Annotated in this window: 14 protein-coding genes and 1 tRNA gene; 12 read left to right on the forward strand and 3 right to left on the reverse strand. The window is 70.3% G+C overall.

The window, feature by feature from the left end; genetic code table 11:
• The first annotated feature begins 266 nt into the window (after positions 1-266).
• Positions 267-500 (forward strand): hypothetical protein, encoded by a 234-nt coding sequence (locus tag ACIQD6_RS11455; RefSeq protein WP_401880879.1) that lies wholly within the window; start codon positions 267-269, stop codon positions 498-500.
• A 198-nt stretch (positions 501-698) separates the two neighbouring features.
• Positions 699-771: transfer RNA gene (locus ACIQD6_RS11460), tRNA-Ala, on the forward strand.
• A 166-nt stretch (positions 772-937) separates the two neighbouring features.
• On the opposite strand, the gene ACIQD6_RS11465 is transcribed toward ACIQD6_RS11460, so the two are convergent.
• Both ACIQD6_RS11465 and ACIQD6_RS11470 read right to left on the reverse strand, forming a co-directional pair.
• A complete protein-coding gene (locus tag ACIQD6_RS11465; protein WP_401880880.1) occupies positions 938-2536 on the reverse strand; it encodes an NADH-ubiquinone oxidoreductase-F iron-sulfur binding region domain-containing protein in 1599 nt (532 codons plus the stop codon).
• A complete protein-coding gene (locus ACIQD6_RS11470) occupies positions 2533-4299 on the reverse strand; it encodes a hypothetical protein (protein ID WP_401880882.1) in 1767 nt (588 codons plus the stop codon). Before ACIQD6_RS11470 ends, ACIQD6_RS11465 begins: the two co-directional genes overlap by 4 nt.
• Positions 4300-5049: 750 nt before the next feature.
• Here ACIQD6_RS11470 and leuS point away from each other — a divergent pair.
• The 8 genes from leuS to holA all read left to right on the forward strand — a co-directional run bounded on the left by leuS (position 5050) and on the right by holA (position 16282).
• On the forward strand, positions 5050-7953 hold the full coding sequence (gene leuS / locus ACIQD6_RS11475) for a leucine--tRNA ligase (RefSeq protein WP_401880884.1): 2904 nt from the start codon (positions 5050-5052) through the stop codon (positions 7951-7953).
• Positions 7954-8228: 275 nt separating this feature from the next.
• Positions 8229-9020, forward strand: coding sequence for a hypothetical protein (locus tag ACIQD6_RS11480; protein ID WP_401880886.1), 792 nt, complete (start codon positions 8229-8231; stop codon positions 9018-9020).
• 98 nt (positions 9021-9118) lie between these two features.
• The gene (locus ACIQD6_RS11485; protein WP_401880887.1) at positions 9119-9964 is read left to right on the forward strand and encodes a DegV family protein; all 846 of its coding nucleotides are present in this window, start codon (positions 9119-9121) and stop codon (positions 9962-9964) included.
• A gap of 442 nt (positions 9965-10406) precedes the next feature.
• A complete protein-coding gene (locus ACIQD6_RS11490) occupies positions 10407-11249 on the forward strand; it encodes a helix-hairpin-helix domain-containing protein (protein ID WP_401880889.1) in 843 nt (280 codons plus the stop codon).
• A complete protein-coding gene (locus tag ACIQD6_RS11495) occupies positions 11246-13768 on the forward strand; it encodes a ComEC/Rec2 family competence protein (RefSeq protein ID WP_401880891.1) in 2523 nt (840 codons plus the stop codon). The genes ACIQD6_RS11490 and ACIQD6_RS11495 overlap by 4 nt, the downstream gene beginning before the upstream one ends.
• Before the next feature lie 295 nt (positions 13769-14063).
• Positions 14064-14948 carry a YceI family protein gene (locus tag ACIQD6_RS11500; protein ID WP_401880893.1) on the forward strand — a complete coding sequence of 295 codons (885 nt, stop codon included), beginning with the start codon at positions 14064-14066 and terminating at the stop codon, positions 14946-14948.
• A 34-nt stretch (positions 14949-14982) separates the two neighbouring features.
• A complete protein-coding gene (locus ACIQD6_RS11505) occupies positions 14983-15228 on the forward strand; it encodes a hypothetical protein (protein WP_401880894.1) in 246 nt (81 codons plus the stop codon).
• Between the two features lie 67 nt (positions 15229-15295).
• A complete protein-coding gene (gene holA / locus ACIQD6_RS11510; RefSeq protein ID WP_401880896.1) occupies positions 15296-16282 on the forward strand; it encodes a DNA polymerase III subunit delta in 987 nt (328 codons plus the stop codon).
• A gap of 223 nt (positions 16283-16505) precedes the next feature.
• Here holA and rpsT read toward each other — a convergent pair whose 3' ends face one another.
• Positions 16506-16772, reverse strand: coding sequence for a 30S ribosomal protein S20 (gene rpsT / locus ACIQD6_RS11515; protein ID WP_388547174.1), 267 nt, complete (start codon positions 16770-16772; stop codon positions 16506-16508).
• A gap of 214 nt (positions 16773-16986) precedes the next feature.
• On the opposite strand from rpsT, the gene lepA reads away from it, so the two are divergent.
• The gene (gene lepA / locus ACIQD6_RS11520) at positions 16987-18855 is read left to right on the forward strand and encodes a translation elongation factor 4 (protein ID WP_401880898.1); all 1869 of its coding nucleotides are present in this window, start codon (positions 16987-16989) and stop codon (positions 18853-18855) included.
• 319 nt (positions 18856-19174) lie between these two features.
• On the forward strand, positions 19175-21079 hold the full coding sequence (locus ACIQD6_RS11525; protein WP_401880900.1) for an AMP-dependent synthetase/ligase: 1905 nt from the start codon (positions 19175-19177) through the stop codon (positions 21077-21079).
• Positions 21080-21097: the final 18 nt, after the last annotated feature.

The following is a 21097-nucleotide window of genomic DNA, read 5'->3' on the forward strand; positions in this document are numbered from 1 at the left end:
CCTTACAGGCACGCCTTTTCCGGCTGCCCCCCTTGCTCGGGCGTGGCAGAATCGGACGGCCGGAGGGGACGAAGTACCGGATCGGGAGGGAGACCGTATTGTCCGTCAGCAGCATCGACGAGACCGATGATCTGCTCGCCTCGGCGGGGGTTCGTACCTGCCTCAGCTGCCCTTCGTGCGGTTCGGCCCATGTGGCTCAAGTGCTCGGTGACAATGGCGGGATTTCCTACGTGTGCACGGCCTGCGGCCACAGCTGGAGCTGAGACATGGGTGCACACAGGCGAAAATGCGACTGGTGCGACAGCGGTACGCCGATCGTCCGGGACATGGATCCACTCAACTCCGACTACCAGTACTGGTGCGAGGAGTGCGCGCGGGCGCTGATCATAAAGGGCGATCCCATCGAGACCTACCGGGAGTTGGAGGGCGAGCCGATCTACGGCCGGCTCCTGGAGGAGCACTGCACGCTCAAGCGGTTCTACTCCTTCGCCACGGCCTGACGGGCCTGATGCCCTGACGGGGCTGACGGCCTTTCATCCCGGTCGTCGAGCCGTGCCCGTGGTCATGCGGCGGAGGTCGCGAAAAGCGACAGTACCGTCCGTATCCGCCCAGAACGGAAACGATTGGTGAGGAGCCTGAGAGAGCGTGTAATGTAGGCGATGCCGCCGAAGGGAAGCCCGGAGTGCGGTAGATCGCAAGGGGCTATAGCTCAGTTGGTAGAGCGCCTGCATGGCATGCAGGAGGTCAGGAGTTCAATTCTCCTTAGCTCCACAGCAGATTCACTGAGTATTGAGCGATAAAGAGAAGCGGGCCATCCGATCCGGATGGTCCGCTCTTTTGTATGCCCTTACGGGCGGGTAGGGCCGGCGGGCCCCGCAAGGCCCGCCGACCGCTCGATCCCGCCTGATCCGATCCCGCTTGATCGGAAACGAAGTTCCTAACCGCGCCCGGGGCCCAGGGCCTTGCGGCCACCGCCCGGAGGCAGCTCCGCGCGTGCGGCGGGCTTCGCGGGACGCGGCGGCCCCGACGGCTCAAGACGGAGCGCCAGCTCGGGGCACCTGGCCACCGCGCGCTCCGCACGCGCCTTCAGATGCGACGGAACCGACGCGTCCGAGAGCGCGGGGAACCCGTCGGGGGCCTTCCGTATCAGCTCCGGGAGCACATCCGTGCAGAGCAGATGTCCCTCGCAGAGCGTCCAGTCGATCACGAGCTTCTCGCCGCTCGGGATCGACTCCTCCGCCGCCTCTTCCTGCTCCGGGCCTGGCAGCGGCAGCACCCCGAACGTCTCCCGCCCGCATCCGCCGTGCAGCACATGAGCCGCGAGATCGTCGGTGAACGCGGACAGGGTCGAGGCGAAGAAGCGCGCCGAACCGTCGGGGTGATGGCAGACACCTCGGCCCTTCACCGCCTGGGTCACCATGCGCAGCGCCTCCAGCGCTGCCTGGCCGCCTCCGTTGATGACGTCCGAGAGGCCGCCCGCCGCCGCCGGAAGGCCGCGGTAACAGGGACCGCACTGCCCCGCGGTCTCGGCCGCCAGCCAGTTGGCCACGTGCAGCGCCTCGCCCAGCGGACAGCTCTCCGGGCCGATCGGCAGGATGGCGCCGGCGCCCAGGGCGCCGCCGTAGGCCGAGAAGGACGCCTTCGAGATGACGGCCTCGTGCGCGGCTGTCGAATCCATCCAGTTGCCGTGGTAGCCGCCCGTCAGTACGCCCTGGGGGACCGGGGGCGCGCCCGCCATCTGGAGCACGTACGGCAGGGGTACTCCCGTCGGGGCCTCGATCACCATGGGACGGGCCACCGCTCCGGAGATGGTGAGCATGACCGTGCCGGGCTCGTCCTCCAGCCCCGTGTGGTTGTAGCGCCGAGCACCGAAGCGTGCGGCGACAGCGAGCTGCGCGAACGTTTCGGCATTCGACAGGAGCGTCGGCAGCCCGGCGACACCCGAGTCGGAGGTACGCGCGCTACGGCCCGGCGGCAGCGCGGGTCCGCCGTTGACCGCGCGGATCACGGACGCTCCCGCACCCGAGACCATGCGCTCGGGGGTACGCACCACCCGTGCTCTCAGCTGCTGGCCACGCCGGTCGGACAGGCCACGCTCGGCGAGCGCGGCGCGGATCGACACCTCGGTGGAGTTGCGGGTGACGACCACGACCAGGGTGCGGGCGCCGAGCGCCTCGGCCGCCAGCAGCGCACCGTCGAGGATGAGGTGCGGCGCCCGGTTGAGCATGACGGTGTCCTTGCGGCAAGGGGGCTCGCCCTCACTGCCGTTGACCACGACGACCGGTCGTACGCCTTTCTTGATCGCGGAGTTGGCGACGGCGCGCAGCTTCTTGTGGAAGGGAAAGCCGGCACCGCCGCGGCCGGTCAGGGATATGTGCTCGGCGAGTTGGGCCAGGCGCTCGCCGGTCATCGCCTCCAGTGGCCCGTGCACCTTGAGATGCATGGGCAGATCCAGGCGTTCGACCAGGTCGAACCCCTGGGTCAGGTGAGGGAGGCCGATGACGCGGACTTCGGGGACATCGGGGAGGGCGGTCACGGTCGGTCTCCTGCGGGTGCGTTCCAGGGTTCCCCGGCCTGCGGCGGATAGAGGGGACCGGGCGGGGGCACGGTCCCGTCGAACGCGGACGGGGACGGCGGGGGTGTGGCCGGTGACTGGCCGGAGTAGGGCTGTCCGCCGTAGCTCTGGCTGTCGTAGGCGGGGATGGCACCGGTGTCGTAGGTGGGAGCGGCACCGGCGTTGTACAGCGGACCGGCGCCGGTGTCGTACGTCGGCGCGGGGCCCGTGCCGTACGGAGAGGCGGCGTCGGGTCCGTAGGCCGAGGTGGCGCCGGCGTCGTACGGCGGGGCCGCGCCCATGTCGTACGAGGCGACCGACCCCGGGTCGTACAGAGGAGTGGCGCCGGTGTCGTACTGGGGGGCCGCGCCCATGTCGTACGCGGGTGTGGCGCCGGCGTCGTACTGGGGAGTCGCGCCGGTGTCGTACGCGGCGGCGGGGCCCGTGCCGAACTGCTGGTTCGCACCGTTGGTGTACGTGGGGAACGCGCCGCTGTCGTACGCCGGGGCCGGGGTGGGCGGGATGAAGGCCTGCGCAGGCCGTGGGGGGGACGGCGCGGGCCAGGATCCTCCCCTGCCCGAGGGCTCGTCCGAGATGACCGGGATCTCCTCGGTCATGGGGACGCGCTCGGCGAACGGGATGTCCCCGCCGGGCGGACTTCCGGGCGGTCCCGGGGGTGGCGGCGGTATCCGCGCGGCCGCGTCGTCGCCCCGGGAAGCGGCGCGGTAGCCGGCGGAGAGACCCGTACCGGTATCCGTCAGCGGGTCGGCGCCGAGGCCGGCGAAGCCGTTCGTGCGGGAGGCGATGAAGGTCTCGGCCATGGGGTCGACGGACGGCCGCGTCGCTTCGTACACGGGCGGGGACGGTGGGGCCAGGCGCGGGGGCGTACGCGCCGAGCCGAGCGACGAGCCCATGGGCTGTGCCGAGAAGGCCGGTTCCTGCTGGCGCCGGGGTTTGTACTCGCGCTGCGGCGGGATGCCCGTCGCGCCCGGGAGCGGGGCCGACGAGAGGTCGCGGCGGGAGTTCTCTGCCTCGCCCTTCTCCCTGGAGCTTCCGGCCATCGACACGATACGGCCGGCGATCTTGCTCTGGACCGGGCGGGGGAGGAGGCGCACCGATACGGCGGCGGCCACTCCGATCAGGGTCATCGAGTACATCACGGTGACGTAGGTCGCCGCGGCACGGCCGGCGAAGAGCCCGTGCACCAGTGCGAAACACCAGGCGGGGTAGGCCGCCATGTGCATCGCGCGCCAGCGGCCCGCGAAGCGGCCGGTGGGGACGAAGACACTGCGCAGCGCCCCGGTCGTGGCGGCGACGACCATCAGCAGCCCGGCGAGTGAGCCGAAGCCGATGAGGCCGTTCGTACCGGTGATGCCGAGGCCGAACGGCAGCAGGGCGCCGATCAGCGCCACCTTGCCCAGCGAGATCTTGATGCTGATGTGCAGCAACAGGAAACCGAGTGAGGCGACCGCGGTCGCCCGGTGGACGCCTTGGGCTAACAGCCGGTGCTTCGGCGAGAGCAACAGCCGGTCGGTGGCTATCAGCCCCCAGACGACGGCCCCTGACAGTGACAGGAGCGACAGCACACCGGCGCCGAAGTCGATGAATGCGCGGAAGGCGTCGCCTCCTACGACGGCGAGTACGGGTATCACTACCAGTGCGGCGACGGTCACTCCGCCCTGGACCTTGCGGCGCGTGCCGGGGGTCAGGGAGGACGAGGCGTCGGGCTTGCGTTGAGGGTTCATAGGGGGCAACTCCGAAGGGCTCGGGAAAGCGGTCCCGTTGCGGCATGCTAAGTGGAGCCATACCAGTCGGTACTCCGTTTGCAGGTTTAACCGAGGGAAGGTGAGTTATCCGACTCCGCGGTTGCCCGGATAGGGGCTGATACGCGGGGTAAGCCGGGTTCCCCGCAGGCCTTCGATCGTCACCTGTCAAGACCGCGTGTCCGCTTCTGTCAACCTCTTCACCTCCTTCGCCCGGTCCCTTCGCCATCGTCGCGCGCTACCTTCACGTATGTCCGGTGCCGGTCATGTGGTCGCGTGGTGTCTCTCCGTAGGGATCCGTAGGGGCTGTAGTGATCCGTAGTGATCCGTGGTGGTCCGCGCGGAAGTGACACGTCTCCGTAGGGGGATACGTGTCAGCAGGGGGTGACGTCTCAGTCGTGGCGACATCTCCGTGGGCGACATCTCAGTAGGGGAGTGCCGCGTGAGGGCGGGAACTGCGCGTGATACTCCCGTGCGAGCCGTCCGGGCGCTGCGGTACCCTGACGCCATGCGTGCCGTACGCCTTCTGCTTAGCGGGCCGCGCTGATCAGTCCCGACGGATGAGTGATCCGGTCGGAATCAGCGCGGCGTCCCCTCCTGTGTGAGGGGTTTTTTCATTCGCCGGACAGTGCCCGGACAGTGCACCGCTGGGCGGCACGGCCGCCGGTCGGCATCCGCCGGACGGCGCGGCCGGGTCCGCGGGCAGAGACGATCGATGGAGCTTCAGAAATCATGAGCGAGACGAATTCCGCTGCCGCCGAGTCCGCAGCGCCGCACCGCTACACGGCGGTCATGGCCGCCGACATCGAGGCACGCTGGCAGGACGTCTGGGACGCCGAGGGCACGTACGAGGCGCCGAACCCCACGGGTGAGCTGGCCGGTGATCCGGAGCTGGTCGCGAAGCCCAAGAAGTTCATCATGGACATGTTCCCGTACCCGTCCGGCACCGGACTGCACGTCGGGCACCCGCTGGGCTACATCGCCACCGATGTGTTCGCCCGCCACCAGCGCATGAGCGGGCACAACGTGCTGCACACGCTGGGCTTCGACGCCTTCGGCCTGCCCGCCGAGCAGCACGCGGTCGCCACCGGCACGCACCCCCGGGTGTCGACCGAGGCCGCCATGGACAACATGAAGCGGCAGCTGCGCCGGCTGGGCCTGGGACACGACAAGCGCCGGACCGTGGCGACGATCGACCCGGACTACTACAAGTGGACCCAGTGGATCTTCGTACAGATCTTCAACTCCTGGTATGACAAGGACGCGGACAAGGCCCGCCCGATCGAGGCGCTGGTGGCGCAGTTCGAGAGCGGGGAGCGCGCGACGCCCGACGGGCGGCGGCCCTGGGGCGAGCTGAGTGCCGCCGAGCGCGCCGACGTCCTGGGTGAGTACCGGCTGGCGTACGCCTCGGACGCGCCCGTCAACTGGGCGCCCGGACTGGGCACCGTCCTGGCCAACGAGGAAGTCACCGCGGACGGCCGCTCCGAGCGCGGCAACTTCCCGGTCTTCAAGGCGAAGCTGCGCCAGTGGAACATGCGTATCACCGCCTACGCCGACCGGCTGCTGAGCGACCTGGACGCGCTGGACTGGCCCGAGGCCATCAAGCTGCAGCAGCGCAACTGGATCGGGCGCAGCGAGGGCGCGCGCGTCGACTTCCCGGTCGGCGACGCGGGCGCGATCACCGTCTTCACCACTCGTCAGGACACTCTGTTCGGCGCCACGTACATGGTGCTGGCGCCGGAGCACGATCTGGTCGAGAGGATCGTCCCGGCAGCCTGGCCGGAGGGGACGCACAAGGTCTGGACGGGTGGTCACGCGACGCCCGCCGACGCCGTCGCCGCGTACCGCAAGCAGGCCGCGTCGAAGTCCGACGTCGAGCGGCAGGCCGAGGCCAAGGACAAGACCGGTGTCTTCACCGGTGCGTTCGCCACCAACCCGGTCAGCGGCGAGCAGGTACCCGTCTTCATCGCCGACTATGTGCTGATGGGGTATGGAACGGGCGCGATCATGGCCGTACCGGCGCACGACAGCCGCGACTTCGCGTTCGCGCGCGCCTTCGAGCTGCCGATGCGCTGCGTGGTCGAGCCCACGGACGGCCGCTCCACCGACCCCGCCGAGTGGGACGACGCGTTCTCCTCGTACGACGGGCGCATCGTCAACTCGACGGGTACGGGTACGGGTACGGGTGCGGGAACGGGCATCACGCTGGACGGCCTGGGAGTCGTCGAGGCCAAGGCGAAGATCATCGACTGGCTGGCCGAGCGGGGCATCGGCGAGGGCACGGTCAACTTCCGGCTGCGTGACTGGCTGTTCAGCCGTCAGCGCTACTGGGGCGAGCCCTTCCCGATCGTCTACGACGAGGAGGGCACCGCGCACGCGCTGCCCGAGTCGATGCTGCCGCTGGAACTGCCGGAGGTTGACGACTACTCGCCACGCACGTTTGACCCGGAGGACGCGGACACCCAGCCGGAGACGCCGCTGTCGCGGAACGAGGCCTGGGTCGATGTCGAGCTGGACCTGGGTCAGGGCGAGGGCGTCAAGCGCTACCGCCGTGAGACCAACACCATGCCGAACTGGGCCGGTTCGTGCTGGTACGAGCTGCGCTACCTGGACCCGCACAACAGCGAGAAGCTGGTCGACCCGGCCATCGAGCAGTACTGGATGGGCCCCCGGGAGGGCCAGCCGCACGGCGGTGTCGACCTGTACGTCGGCGGCGCCGAGCATGCCGTGCTGCACCTGCTGTACGCGCGCTTCTGGTCCAAGGTGCTGTTCGACCTGGGGCACATCTCCTCGGTCGAGCCCTTCCACAAGCTGTACAACCAGGGCATGATCCAGGCCTTCGTCTACCGGGACAGCCGGGGCATCGCGGTGCCGGCCGCCGAGGTCGAGGAGCGGGACGGCGGTTACTGGTACCAGGACGAGAAGGTCAGCCGAGTTCTGGGCAAGATGGGCAAGTCCCTGAAGAACGCGGTCACTCCGGACGAGATCTGCGCCGAGTACGGCGCGGACACGCTGCGGCTGTACGAGATGGCGATGGGCCCGCTGGACGTCTCGCGGCCGTGGGACACGCGGGCCGTGGTGGGCCAGTACCGGCTGCTCCAGCGGCTGTGGCGCAATGTGGTGGACGAGACGACCGGCGAGGTCACGGTCGTGGACACCGAGCCCGACGAGGCAACGCTGCGAGCCCTGCACAAGGCGATCGACGGGGTCACGCAGGACATGGCGGGGCTGCGCTTCAACACGGCCATCGCCAAGATCACCGAGCTGAACAACCACCTGACCAAGGCGGGCGGTCCGCTGTCGCGGTCGGTCGCCGAGCGGCTGGTGCTGCTGATCGCGCCGCTGGCCCCGCACGTGGCCGAGGAGCTGTGGCGCAAGCTGGGCCACACCGCCTCGGTCGTGCACCAGGACTTCCCGGTCGCGGACCCGGCGTATGTCGTGGACGAGAGCGTGACCTGCGTGGTGCAGGTCAAGGGCAAGGTCAAGGCGCGGCTGGAGGTCTCCCCGTCGATCTCGGACGCGGAGCTGGAGGCGCTGGCGCTGGGTGACGAAGGGGTGGTCGCGGCGCTGGACGGCGCGGGTATCCGGAAGGTGATCGTGCGGGCGCCGAAGCTGGTGAACATCGTTCCCGCGTAGCGGGGACCGTTCCGGCGTGGCGGGGACCGTTCCGGCGGTCACAGGCCGGCGGCGGGCGTGGATCGCGCGGCGGACACAGGGTTTTCCCCTACGGGCAGGTTGCGGGTTCTGACGGAACCCTCAGCCTGCCTGTTCCGTTTACGGTGGTAGGAGCAGGGCCGATCCGGCCGCGTGCCGGCCGTGAGCGGGGCCGCGCGCGAACGGGTCGGTGAACCGGCTCCGTCGGAACCGGTCGGTGCACCGGCTCCGCACGAACCGACTACGAAGGGGCGTCCATGGAGGTCGTAATCCTGATCATGGCGTTGCTCTTCGTCACCTTCGTCGCACTGGGGGTGTACGCGGGAGTGAAGGCCGTCGGTGCGGCCAAGCGAGGCGTCGACCGTACGATCTCGAACGCGCGCCGGACCGTGGAGGACACCACGCTGCGGGCGAGGAGCCTCGGGCAGGCGGGCGTGCCGGGGGAGCTGGCGCAGCTGCGGCTGAAGCTGCGCACTTCGATGAGGGCGACACAGGAGGCGCTCCAGGCGGGTGTGGCCGAGGATGCCTCGTTGTCGGAGTCGATCGGCCTGTTCGAGCGGTTGAGCGTGCACGGCCGGGAGTTGGACGACGAGCTGAGGCAGCTGGAGCGGGACCCGGACCGGACGAGGGTCGCCGAGCACCGTGAGGAGTTGCGCGAGCGCACCGAGCGGATCACGCATGCGGCGGAATCGCTGCGCTGGGCGGCGCGGGACCGGGCGCGGAAGTTCTCGGAGGACGATCTGTCGTCGCTGAGCGCGCAGATCGATGTGGAGTCGGGGGCGCTGCGGCACTGGACGGTGGCGGAGGATCAGCCCGCGGCGGAGCAGCGGCGATTCGGCGAGGGGCAGCGCTCCGGTGAGGGGCGGCGGCCGTCCGGCGCGGACCAGCGGCACTCCGGTGCGGACCGGCCCCGAGGGCAGGACACGGACTGGACGGAGCCGTCGTCCGCCGCGGAACCGCAGGCGATCGACCCGCCGGATCCCCGGCGGCGGACGGCGTACCCGTGGCAGAAGCCGGCCCGGGAGCCCAGGCCCGAGGCCACGAACTGACCGGATTCCACCGGGCGGGGCGAAATCGATCAGGGAATCGATCTCTGACCTGGGGGTGGTCTGCCGACCGGGGGCGACGACCGGTAACCTCCCGTCTCATGTCCCGCCATGTCGCGATCGTCACCGATTCAACGGCCTACCTGCCGCCGCAGACGATGGAGCGGCACAGCATCACCGCGGTGCCACTGACCGTCGTGCTCGGTGACCGTGCGCTGGAAGAGGGCACCGAGATCTCGGCCCGTTCGCTGGCCCTGGCGCTCCAGAAGCGGCATTCCGTGACCACGTCCCGGCCGAGCCCGGATGTCTTCGCCGCCGCGTACCGCACGGCGGCGGAGGCCGGTGCGACCGGGATCGTCTCGCTGCACCTGTCGGCCGAGTTCTCCGGAACGTACGACGCCGCCGTACTCGCGGCGAAGGACGCGCCGGTGCCGGTACGGGTGGTGGACACGGGCATGGTGGCGATGGCGCTCGGGTTCTGCGCGCTGGCGGCCGCCGAGGCCGCGGAGGGGGACGGCACGCTGGACGAGGCGGTGGCCGCGGCCGAGAAGCGGGCCGCCGGAACGTCGGCGTATTTCTATGTCGACACACTGGACTATCTGCGTCGGGGCGGCCGTATCGGCGCCACCCAGGCGCTGTTGGGCTCGGCGCTCGCGGTGAAGCCGCTGCTCCAGTTGGACGGCGGGCGTATCGAACTGCTGGAGAAGGTACGCACGGCGTCGAAGGCGATCGCTCGGCTGGAGGAGATCGTCGCCGAACGCGCGGGCACGAGCGAGGTGGACATCGCCGTGCACCATCTGGCGTCGCCGGAACGGGCCATGGCGCTCGCGGAGCGGCTGCGGGAGCGGGTGCCGCGCCTGGTGGATCTGCATGTCAGCGAGGTCGGCGCGGTGATCGGGGCGCACACGGGGCCGGGACTGCTGGGGGCCGTGGTCTCGCCACGCTGATGGGCGTGGGCGTCATCGGGTCAACCGCTCGTACCGGTGGTCGAGTTATCCACAACTGCCAGGTTGTCCACGGAAATTCGTCCCGCTCAGCGAGTTCGGGAGGAAGTGTCTACCGTCCTGTGGCATGACTCTCCGAACACGCTCCGTAACCAGCGGCCCGGGTCGAGCACCGGGATCCGACGGCCGCGCCCGTCATGGTCGTCATAGCCGCCACGGCCGCCACGGCCGGGTCCGTGCCGACACCCACACTGCCTCTCACGCCCACACCCACACACGCATCCGGTCTCGTTCCCGCGGCCCGCGTACGGCGTTGTCGCGTGTCGGGCGGGCTGTTGGCGGTACGGCCCCGCCTCGCACGGCTCTGCGCCGCCGCGGGGACGCCCTCTTCGCCGGTGCGCCGGCGGATACGGTGCCCGCCCCCGTCGGGGGAGGGGGCACGAGGATGGCGGGTGCGTCCCGCGGGGCGGACCGTACGAACAGGGCGGATGGGCTGAGCGAGCCGGATGGGGTGAGCAAGCCGGACGGGGTGCGTAGGGCGGACGGGGCGCCCGGAGCTGTTCGCCTGCGTGCCAGGCTTGAGCGGGTGGGGGTGGCGCTGCGTGAGCGGCTGCCGATGTGGGTCCAGCTCAGGTGTGGGCTGGAGCCCAGGACACTCGCCGCACTCGCCGTGGTCCTGGTGGTGGCCGCGGCTCTGGCCGCACAGCACTTCTGGGTCGCCCGGCCGCGGTCCGTCCCGGCGCCGGAGACCGTCAGCGCGGAAGCCGTCGTCCCCAAGGCCGTCGTCCCCAAGTCAGAGGTGGCCCCGTCCTCTTCGGCGGTGGCGGACCGCGTCGTCATCGATGTGAGCGGCAAGGTGCGGAAGCCGGGCGTCCTGCGACTGCCGACCGGATCGCGGGTCGCCGACGCGCTGCGTGCCGCCGGGGGCGTCAGGCCCGGTGCGGACATCACGGCGCTCAACCGGGCGCGGGTGCTGATGGACGGTGAACAGGTGGTGGTCGGTGGTCCGGCCCCACCGGGTGTGAACGCGGGCGGAGTTGGCGGTGCTGGGGGCGGTGGTGGTGCCGGTGGTGGTGCCGGCGGGGCTCAGGGCGCGGGGCCGGTGAGTCTCAACTCGGGCACGGCGGAACAGCTGGACACGCTCCCCGGAGTCGGTCCCGTACTCGCCCAGCACATCATCGACTACCGCACCCGGCACGGAGGTTTCCGGTCCGTCGATGAGCTCCGTGAGGTCAACGGCATCGGCGATCGCCGGTTCGCGGACCTTCAGCCGCTCGTGAGCCCGTGACACGCCCCGCGGTTCACGCGGCGGCCGGCCGTCTGGGGTCCGCCAACCCCCACCAGGAGGCCCCGGCCGACTACCGGCTTGTCCCGCTCGCGCTGGCCGCCTGGGCCGCCGCGGCTGTGGCGCTGGGTGTTCCCGGACGGTGGACCGCCGTCGGCGTGCTGGTCTGCCTGCTGGTGGCCGGACTGCTTCTGGTGCGGAGCGGGAGGCGGCGGCCGGAGGCGGGGTGGCGGCTCAAGGAGGTGGCGCTGGCCGGGGTGCTGCTGTGCGCGGCGGCAGGGGCGGCCTCTGCCGGGCTGCATGGCGCGGATCGGCACCGGGGGCCAGTGCCGGGCCTCGCGGAGCGGTACCAGCGCGTCACAGCGGAGCTGACGGTCACCTCCGACCCACGGCCCACCCGCCCGAGGGTTCTCGGCGACCGGATGTCCGGCGGAGGATTCGTCCTCGACGCGGACATCACCCGGGTGACGGCGTCCGACGGCGCGGTGACCACAACCAGGACGCCCGTCCTTGTGCTCACCACGCCCGGCGAGCACAAGGACCGGTGGCAGCGGCTGCTGCCGACCACCCGGCTGCGGCTGACCGCGAGACTCTCGCCGCCTCTGCACCCGGACGACCGTTACGCGGCGGCGTTACGTGTGGAAGGGACCGGACCGCCGGAGATCACCGGGCCGCCGACCCGCGTACAGCGCACGGCAGGAGAGCTCCGCGCCGGGCTGCGCGCGGCGACCGAGGGCCTCGCCCCCGACGCCCGGGCGCTGCTGCCCGGACTGGTCGTCGGCGACACCTCACGGGTCCCGCCCGAGTTGCACGACGCGTTCACGGCGACCGACCTCACGCATTTGCTCGCCGTGTCCGGAAGCAATCTGACCATCGTTCTCGCGCTGCTGATCGGGCCGGCCGGGCTGGCCATGAGAGCCGAGCGCCGCGGCCTCGCCCCGCGTCTGAGGATCTCGTTGCGGTCGACCGCACTGCTCGGCGGGGTGCTCACGCTCGCGTTCGTGGTCGTCTGCCGGCCGGAGCCGAGTGTGCTGCGGGCCGCGGCCTGTGGGCTGATCACTCTTCTCGCCCTCGGCACGGGCCGGCGGAGAACGCTGATTCCGGCGCTGGCCGCCGCCGTCCTGCTGCTGGTGCTCTACGACCCCTGGCTGGCCCGGAGTTACGGTTTCCTCCTCTCCGTGCTGGCCACCGGAGCCCTGCTCACCATCGGGCCGCGCTGGAGTGCCGCGCTACGGCGGCGCGGAGTGCCGGCGCGGATCGCGGAGGCGCTGGCGGCGACCGGCGCGGCGCAGGCCGTGTGCGCTCCCGTGGTGGCCGTGTTCGCGGCCAGGGTCAGTCTCGTGGCCGTCCCGTGCAATCTCGTCGCCGAACTGGCGGTGGCCCCGGCCACGGTCCTCGGCTTCGCCGCGCTCGCCGTGGCGCCCCTGGCCATGCCCGTGGCCGAGGTGCTGGCCCGGTGCGCGGGCTGGCCGGCGGGCTGGATCGCGTCGGTCGCCCGCACCGGAGCGGCGCTGCCCGGTGCCGAGGCCGCCTGGCCGGGCGGCTGGTGGGGCGGGCTGACGCTCGCCGTCCTGACGGTCCTCGTCCTGCTCGCCGTACGACGGATCCGGCACCACCCGTGGACGGCCGCGGCCTGCGCCGTGCTTCTGCTGCTCGCGGTCCTGCGGCCCCCGCCGTTCACCCGGTTCGTCACCGGCTGGCCGCCGCCGGGCTGGACGTTCGCGATGTGTGACGTCGGGCAGGGCGACACGGCCGTGCTCGCGGCGGGCGACCGTACGGCCGTGGTCGTGGACGCCGGTCCCGACCCCGCGCCCGCCGACCGCTGTCTGCGGGCCCTCGGCGTCACGCGCGTCCCGCTGTTGCTGCTCACCCACTTCCACGCCGACCATGTCGCCGGACTGCCCGGCGTCCTGCGGGGCAGGGCGGTCGGCGCGATCCAGACGACGACCTCCGAAGAACCTCCGGAGCAGGCCGCGTTCGTACGGAGAACGGCAGCGGCGGCGCGGGTGCCCGTCGTCCGTGCCGTGCCGGGGGAGCAGCGCCGGGTCGGGCCGCTCACCTGGCGGGTGCTGTGGCCACGCGCCGAGCCGGGTGCGGGCGTTCCGGCGGGACCGGCCACGCTGGAGCCGAACGACTCCAGCGTCACCCTGTTCGTGCGGATCGCCCGCGGTCCCAGTCTGCTGCTCCTCGGCGACCTCGAACCGCCCGCCCAGCGTGGTCTGTTGCGCGACTATCCGGCGCTGCCCCGGGCGGATGTGCTCAAAGTGGCCCATCACGGCTCGCCGTTCCAGGATCCGGGGCTGCTTCACCAGGTCCGCCCCCGGCTCGCTCTGATCTCCGTCGGCCGTGACAACACGTACGGCCACCCGGCGCCCCGCACGGTCGACGCGCTCCGTGCCGGGGGAGCGACGGTGCTGCGCACCGACACGGACGGCGCGATCGCGGTGGTGGGGACAGGAGCCGGGCTGCGGGCGGTGCCGCAGGGGAGCGAGAGTCCAGTGGTGGCGGCCGTGTCACGCTGAGTGGTGACGGTTCGTCACCACCGTGGGCGGTGACCGGCAGGAGCGGATGCTGGGCGGTGAGGAAGAGAACCTGGCCACCTGTCGTGATCGTTTCGGGTCGCGTTCGACCGGGCGTCTGTGGCCCGGGCCCGGTCCGGTAACGGTGTGTAACAGGCGACTTCGCTACCTGTCGGTGTGTTTGCCTCGAACAGCGCAAGAGTGATCGAATGCCCTTCCATCTTGGGCCGCCGTTCCCTCCGGGACGCCTTGCGGTGCGCGGCCACGCCGAGTCCGATCGCACAGGGGTACCCACACCATGATCAGTCGTCTTCTCGGCCGACGGCCGTCCGCTCGTGACAGACGTGACCCGCTCGCCGGACTGACCGTGCCGCCCGGCGCGGGCCTGCTCAGCTGCCGTGTCCTCGACCCCGTCAACGAGCCGGTGGGACAGGCCGAGTTCACGGTGAGCGACAGCAACGGCCGCAAGGTCGTGAGCGGTGAGACCGATCCCTTCGGGATGCTCGTGGCGATGGTCCCCTTCGGTGGGTACCGACTGGCCATATCCGCCGAGAGCTTCAGCCCGTACCGGGGCAACGTGTCGATCACCGACGGCGGAGAGACCGCGGGCGTCGGCGACATCACGCTCCAGATAGCCCCGTCGCTCCCGCTGCCAGCCCCTGGTGAATGGGAGATAGAACCGGCCCACTCCCGGATCGGTTTCATCGCCCGTCACATCGGACTCGCCCGCGTGCACGGCCGCTTCGGCAACTTCGCCGGGGCGATCCGGATCGGCGAGACGATGGAACAGTCCGCGATGCATGTCGTCATCGGCGCCGCGTCGATCGACACCAGTGTGCAGATGCGCGACGACCATCTGCGGTCCCCGGACTTCCTCGACGTGGACAACTTCCCGACGCTGGAGTTCTACAGCGACCGCTTCACGCACCGCGGTGGCCACAACTGGTCGATCACCGGAGCGCTCACCCTCCATGGCGTCACCCGTACGGTGACGCTCGACTCCCAGTACCTCGGCCTCGGCAACGGTATGGAGGGCGAGACCCGCGCGGCCGTCCGGGCCACCACCGAACTGCACCGCGAGGACTACACCGTCAACTGGCAGTCCATGCTGGCGCGTGGCATCGCGGTCGTCGGTTCCAGCATCAAGATCGAGATGGACATCCAGATCATCCCCAAGACCTGAGCACCAAGACCTGAGCACCTGGAAGAATGCGGCCGTGAGCGATGTGAGACACGTGCTGGTGCTGCCCGACCGCGACGCCGCCGAGGAGGTGGCGCAGGCGCTCGGCGAGCGCTTCGCGGTGACCGAGGAGCCGCAGCTCGTACGGGACGCCCTGGCCGGCGAGGACGACGCCGAGGACGCCCAGTGGCTGGTGGTCGTCGAGGACCCGCAGGGACGGATGGACGGCGCCGCGCTGGACGCGTTCGTGGCGGACTGGGAAGGCTGGCGGGAAGCGCCGTAGCGGGGATGGCGGGGAGCGCCGTAGAGGCAGCACCGGTTGTCAGTGGCGCGTGGGATGCTGGACCGCGATGGCCACCAGAAAGACTTCATCCGACGATCCGCTCGCCCCGCTGACCCTCGCCGTGGGCCAGGAAGACCTGCTGCTCGACCGCGCCGTGCAGCAGGTGGTGGCGGCCGCCCGCGCCTCCGACGCCGACACGGACGTACGCGACCTCACCTCTGACCAGCTCCAGCCCGGCACCCTCGCCGAGCTGACCAGCCCGTCGCTGTTCGCCGAGCGCAAGGTCGTCGTCGTACGGAACGCGCAGGACCTGTCCGCGGACACGATCAAGGACGTCAAGGCGTACCTCGACGCGCCCGCCGAGGAGATCACGCTCGTCCTGCTGCACGCGGGAGGGGCCAAGGGCAAGGGGCTGCTGGACGCCGCCCGCAAGGCGGGGGCCCGCGAGGTCGCCTGTCCCAAGACGACCAAGCCCGCGGAGCGGCTGACCTTCGTACGTTCCGAATTCCGCGCGGTGGGCCGCTCGGCCACGCCCGAGGCCTGCCAGGCCCTGGTCGACTCGATCGGCAGTGACCTGCGGGAGCTGGCGAGCGCCGTCTCCCAGCTCGCCGCGGACGTCGAGGGGACGATCGACGAGGCGGTCGTCGGCCGGTACTACACGGGCCGCGCCGAGGCCTCCAGCTTCACCGTCGCCGACCGCGCCGTGGAGGGCCGGGCGGCCGACGCGCTCGAAGCGCTGCGCTGGTCGCTGTCGACCGGTGTGGCTCCCGTACTGATCACCAGCGCTCTCGCCCAGGGCGTACGGGCCATCGGCAAGCTCTCGTCCGCCCGTGGTGGCCGGCCCGCCGATCTCGCCCGTGAGCTGGGAATGCCCCCGTGGAAGATCGACCGGGTGCGCCAGCAGATGCGCGGCTGGACCCCGGACGCGGTGGCGGTGGCGCTGCGCGCCGTCGCCGAGGCCGACGCGGGCGTCAAGGGCGGCGGCGACGATCCGGAGTACGCGCTGGAGAAGGCGGTCGTCACGATCGCCCGGGCGGCCCGCTCGGGCCGTTGAGCGCCCGGCACACGTCCCGTAGGCAACCCCCGCAGGGCCCCCCGACCATGTCGAAGGCCCCGGTCCCGTCCTGGGGAGGACGAGACCGGGGCCTTCGACATGAACCGGACGAACTCGCACCCGCGTGGCGAACGCAGTCGCGTGCGAGTTCTAGAGGTGTGCCGGTCAGGAGCGGTAGAGAGGGCCCGCTGAGTCCCTTCCGGCGATCAAATCAAGAGAGTGCTCAGCCCTGGAGGGAGGCAACCTTGGAAGCCAGCGCCGACTTCTTGTTGGCGGCGGCGTTCTTGTGGATGACACCCTTCGACGCGGCCTTGTCGAGCTTGCGGGACGCCTCACGAGCGGCCACGGTGGCCTTCTCGACGTCACCCGCGGCAGCGGCCTCGCGGGCCTTGCGGATCGCGGTCTTGAGCGACGACTTGACAGCCTTGTTGCGCAGGCGTGCCTTCTCGTTGGTCTTGTTCCGCTTGATCTGGGACTTGATGTTCGCCACGTTGAATGCCTTTTCAGCTTTGATGACTCGATAAACGCTGTCTGAGCTCGCCCCGTACCGAAGACGGCACGCGACGCAGCTGTTCAGGCTACCAGCGCCCCTCCTGCCGTCCCAAACCCGGCGCAGTCCCCCACCCGTGGGACGATGGAGCCTACGTATCGCTCCGAGTCGACCCGAGACGAGACGCCGCGCGTCTCAAGAATCAGGACCCTGCGTGCCCGCGACCCCTATCCACGTGCCCGAGCCGAGCCGTACGGACCCGGCGCTGCTCCGCAACTTCTGCATCATCGCGCACATCGACCACGGCAAGTCGACGCTCGCCGACCGGATGCTCCAGCTGACCGGAGTGGTCGACCAGCGGCAGATGCGCGCTCAGTACCTCGACCGGATGGACATCGAGCGCGAGCGCGGCATCACGATCAAGTCCCAGGCGGTCCGGCTGCCCTGGGCCCCCAACACGGGTGAGGACGAGGGCACGACCCATGTCCTCAACATGATCGACACGCCGGGCCACGTGGACTTCACCTACGAGGTGTCCCGTTCGCTCGCCGCCTGCGAAGGCACCGTCCTCCTGGTGGACGCCGCCCAGGGCATCGAGGCGCAGACCCTCGCCAACCTGTACCTGGCGATGGAGAACGATCTCGCCATCGTCCCGGTGCTGAACAAGATCGACCTGCCGGCCGCGCAGCCCGAGAAGTTCTCCGAGGAGCTGGCGAACCTCATCGGCTGCCAGCCGGAGGATGTGCTCAAGGTCTCGGCGAAGACCGGTGTCGGCGTGGACGCCCTGCTCGACAGGGTGGTCAGGGACGTTCCGCCGCCGGTCGGTGTCAAGGACGCGCCCGCCCGCGCGATGATCTTCGACTCCGTCTACGACTCCTACCGCGGTGTCGTGACGTACGTCCGTGTCGTCGACGGCCAGCTCAACAAGCGTGAGCGGATCCGGATGATGTCGACCGGCGCCACCCACGAGCTGCTGGAGATCGGTGTCTCCTCCCCGGAGATGACCCCGTCCGACGGCATCGGCGTCGGTGAGGTCGGCTACATCATCACCGGCGTGAAGGACGTCCGTCAGTCCAAGGTCGGTGACACGATCACCACCCTCAGCAAGGGGGCGACCGAGGCGCTCGGCGGCTACAAGGACCCCAAGCCGATGGTGTTCTCCGGCCTCTATCCGCTGGACGGCTCGGACTACCCGGAGCTGCGCGACGCCCTCGACAAGCTCCAGCTCAACGACGCGGCGCTGGTCTACGAGCCCGAGACGTCCGCGGCCCTCGGCTTCGGCTTCCGCGTGGGCTTCCTCGGGCTGCTGCACCTCGACGTCATCCGGGAGCGCCTGGAGCGCGAGTTCGGCCTCGAACTGATCGCCACCGCCCCCAACGTGGTCTACCGCGTGCTGATGGAGGACGGCAAGGAGCACACGGTCACCAACCCGAGCGAGTTCCCCGAGGGGAAGATCGACTCGGTGCACGAGCCGGTCGTGCGGGCCACGATCCTCGCCCCGAGCGAGTTCATCGGCTCGATCATGGAGCTGTGCCAGAGCCGCCGCGGCACGCTGCTGGGCATGGACTACCTCTCCGAGGACCGGGTCGAGATCCGCTACACCCTCCCCCTCGCCGAGATCGTCTTCGACTTCTTCGACCAGCTGAAGTCCAAGACCCGGGGCTACGCCTCGCTCGACTACGAGCCCACCGGCGAGCAGACCGCCCACCTCGTCAAGGTCGACATCCTGCTGCACGGCGACAAGGTGGACGCCTTCTCCGCCATCACGCACCGGGACCAGGCCTACGCGTACGGCGTACGGCTCGTAGCCAAGCTGCGCGAGCTGATCCCGCGCCAGGCCTTCGAGGTGCCCATCCAGGCCGCCATCGGCTCCCGGGTGATCGCCCGGGAGACGATCCGCGCCATCCGTAAGGACGTCCTCGCCAAGTGCTACGGCGGTGACATCTCCCGGAAGCGGAAGCTGCTGGAGAAGCAGAAGGAAGGCAAGAAGCGGATGAAGATGGTCGGCAGCGTGGAGGTCCCGCAGGAGGCCTTCATCGCGGTGCTGTCCAGCGACGATTCCGGCGGCAAGGCGAAGAAGTAGGTACGACGAAGCAGGAAGTACGTACGCCGAAGCAGGAAGTACGTTCGACGTTGCAGGACGTGGAAGCGGTACGAGGAAGTAGGACGAAGGCTGGGTGACGTGGTCGTCCGGTATCCGGTGGGCCCCCGCGCTGTGGCGTGGGGGCCACTGTGGTTCTTGCGGCGGATTCGTCGTGAAGAGGCACCACACTTCCTCTTACGCGCCGGGCGGGTGGCCTCTACTCTGATCACGGATCCACGGTTACTCGCCAGTTAGTTACTCGTCAGTCACACAATCAGTCAGTCAGTTAAGCAGCGCTGCCGCTGGCCCGGAGGATGTCGTGAGCGACACACAGAACCTGATCGACAACCGGCCGCCCTCCGTGGCGACCCTCTTCACCGAGCGAGTGGCGGCCACGCCGGACGCGGAGGCCTACCGCTACCCCGTAGCGGGCGGCCGGAGCGGTCAGGGCGGCCGGAGCGGTCCCGACGAGTGGCGTTCCCTGAGCTGGAGCGAGGCCGCCGAGCGTGTGTACGCCGTGGCCGCCGGCCTGATCGAGTTGGGCGTACGGCCCGAGGAGCGTGTCGCGCTCGCCTCCGCCACCCGCGTCGAGTGGATCCTCGTCGACCTCGGGGTGATGTGCGCGGGCGCCGCCACCACCACGGTCTATCCCTCGACCAACACCGAGGAGTCCGCGTTCATCCTCGCCGACTCGGACAGCCGTGTACTGATCGCGGAGGACGCCGCCCAGGTGGCCAAGGCGCGGGAGCGCCGGGCCGAGCTGCCGCACCTCGCCCATGTCGTCGTGATCGACGCCGCCGACGCGCTGCCCGCCGAGGGCGACCCGGAGGGCTGGGTGCTCTCCCTGGCCGATCTGGAGGAGCGCGGCACGGAGTACCTGGCCAAGAACCCGCAGGCGGTCAAGGAGCGGCTCGCCGCCATCACCCCCACGCAGCTCGCCACCCTGATCTACACCTCGGGCACCACCGGCCGCCCCAAGGGCGTACGCCTGGCGCACGACAGCTGGTCGTACATGGCCACGGCCATCGCGACGACCGGTCTGGTCACCGCGGACGACGTGCAGTACCTGTGGCTGCCGCTCGCCCATGTCTTCGGCAAGGTGCTGACCTCCGGGCAGATCGCGGTCGGGCATGTCACCGCCGTGGACGGGCGCGTCGACAAGATCATCGAGAATCTGCCGGTGGTCCGGCCGACCTATATGGCGGCCGTGCCGCGGATCTTCGAGAAGGTCTACAACGGGGTCGCCGCCAAGGCACGGGCCGGCGGCGCGGCCAAGTACAAGATCTTCCAGTGGGCGGCCGGGGTCGCCCGCGAGCACGCGAAGGCGGCCCAGGACAACTTCCGCCGTACGGGCACGAAGTCCGTGCCGTTCGCCCTCGAGGCCAAGCACCGGGTCGCCGACGCGCTCGTCTACTCCAAGCTGCGTGAGGCGTTCGGCGGCCGGCTGCGCGCCGCGATCTCCGGGTCCGCCGCGCTCGCGCCCGACATCGGCTACTTCTTCTCCGGCGCCGGAATCCACATCCTGGAGGGCTACGGCCTGACCGAGACCAGCGCGGCCAGCTTCGTCAACCCGGGCGAGGCGTACCGCACCGGTACGGTCGGCAAGCCGCTGCCCGGCACCGAGGTACGGATCGCCGACGACGGTGAGATCCTGCTGCGCGGCCCGGGGGTCATGGCCGGATATCACGGGCTGCCGGAGAAGACGGCGGAAGTCCTGGAGTCCGACGGCTGGTTCCACACCGGGGACATCGGGGAGCTGTCGGCGGACGGCTATCTGCGGATCACCGACCGCAAGAAGGACCTGATCAAGACGTCGGGCGGCAAATACATCGCACCGGCCGAGGTCGAGGGGCAGTTCAAGGCGGTGTGCCCGTTCGTCTCCAACATCCTGGTGCACGGCGCGGACCGTAACTTCTGTACGGCGCTGATCGCGCTCGACGAACCGGCCATCCTCGGCTGGGCCGCCGAGAACGGCATGGCGGGCAGGCCGTACGCCGACGTGGTGGCCTCCGCGCAGACCGAGCGGCTGATCGACGGCTATGTGAAGCGCCTCAACGAGGGACTTCAGCGCTGGCAGACCATCAAGAAGTTCCGGTTGCTGCCCCGCGATCTGGACATCGAGCACGGCGAGCTGACGCCCAGCCTCAAGCTCAAGAGGCCGGTCGTGGAGCGGGAGTACAAGGACCTGATCGAGGAGATGTACGAGGGCACGCGGGAGAGCTGAGCCGCACGGCGCGGAGCG

The organism is Streptomyces sp. NPDC088400 (genome assembly GCF_044753355.1).
Taxonomy (GTDB): Bacteria; Actinomycetota; Actinomycetes; order Streptomycetales; family Streptomycetaceae; genus Streptomyces.

Bases quoted from the DNA above. Each gene is read 5' to 3' on its own strand.
- ACIQD6_RS11455 (WP_401880879.1), top strand. From the start codon at position 267: ATGGGTGCACACAGGCGAAAATGCGACTGGTGCGACAGCGGTACGCCG.
- ACIQD6_RS11470 (WP_401880882.1), bottom strand. From the start codon at position 4,299: ATGAACCCTCAACGCAAGCCCGACGCCTCGTCCTCCCTGACCCCCGGC.
- leuS (WP_401880884.1), top strand. From the start codon at position 5,050: ATGAGCGAGACGAATTCCGCTGCCGCCGAGTCCGCAGCGCCGCACCGC.
- ACIQD6_RS11480 (WP_401880886.1), top strand. From the start codon at position 8,229: ATGGAGGTCGTAATCCTGATCATGGCGTTGCTCTTCGTCACCTTCGTC.
- ACIQD6_RS11485 (WP_401880887.1), top strand. From the start codon at position 9,119: ATGTCCCGCCATGTCGCGATCGTCACCGATTCAACGGCCTACCTGCCG.
- ACIQD6_RS11490 (WP_401880889.1), top strand. From the start codon at position 10,407: ATGGCGGGTGCGTCCCGCGGGGCGGACCGTACGAACAGGGCGGATGGG.
- ACIQD6_RS11500 (WP_401880893.1), top strand. From the start codon at position 14,064: ATGATCAGTCGTCTTCTCGGCCGACGGCCGTCCGCTCGTGACAGACGT.
- holA (WP_401880896.1), top strand. From the start codon at position 15,296: ATGGCCACCAGAAAGACTTCATCCGACGATCCGCTCGCCCCGCTGACC.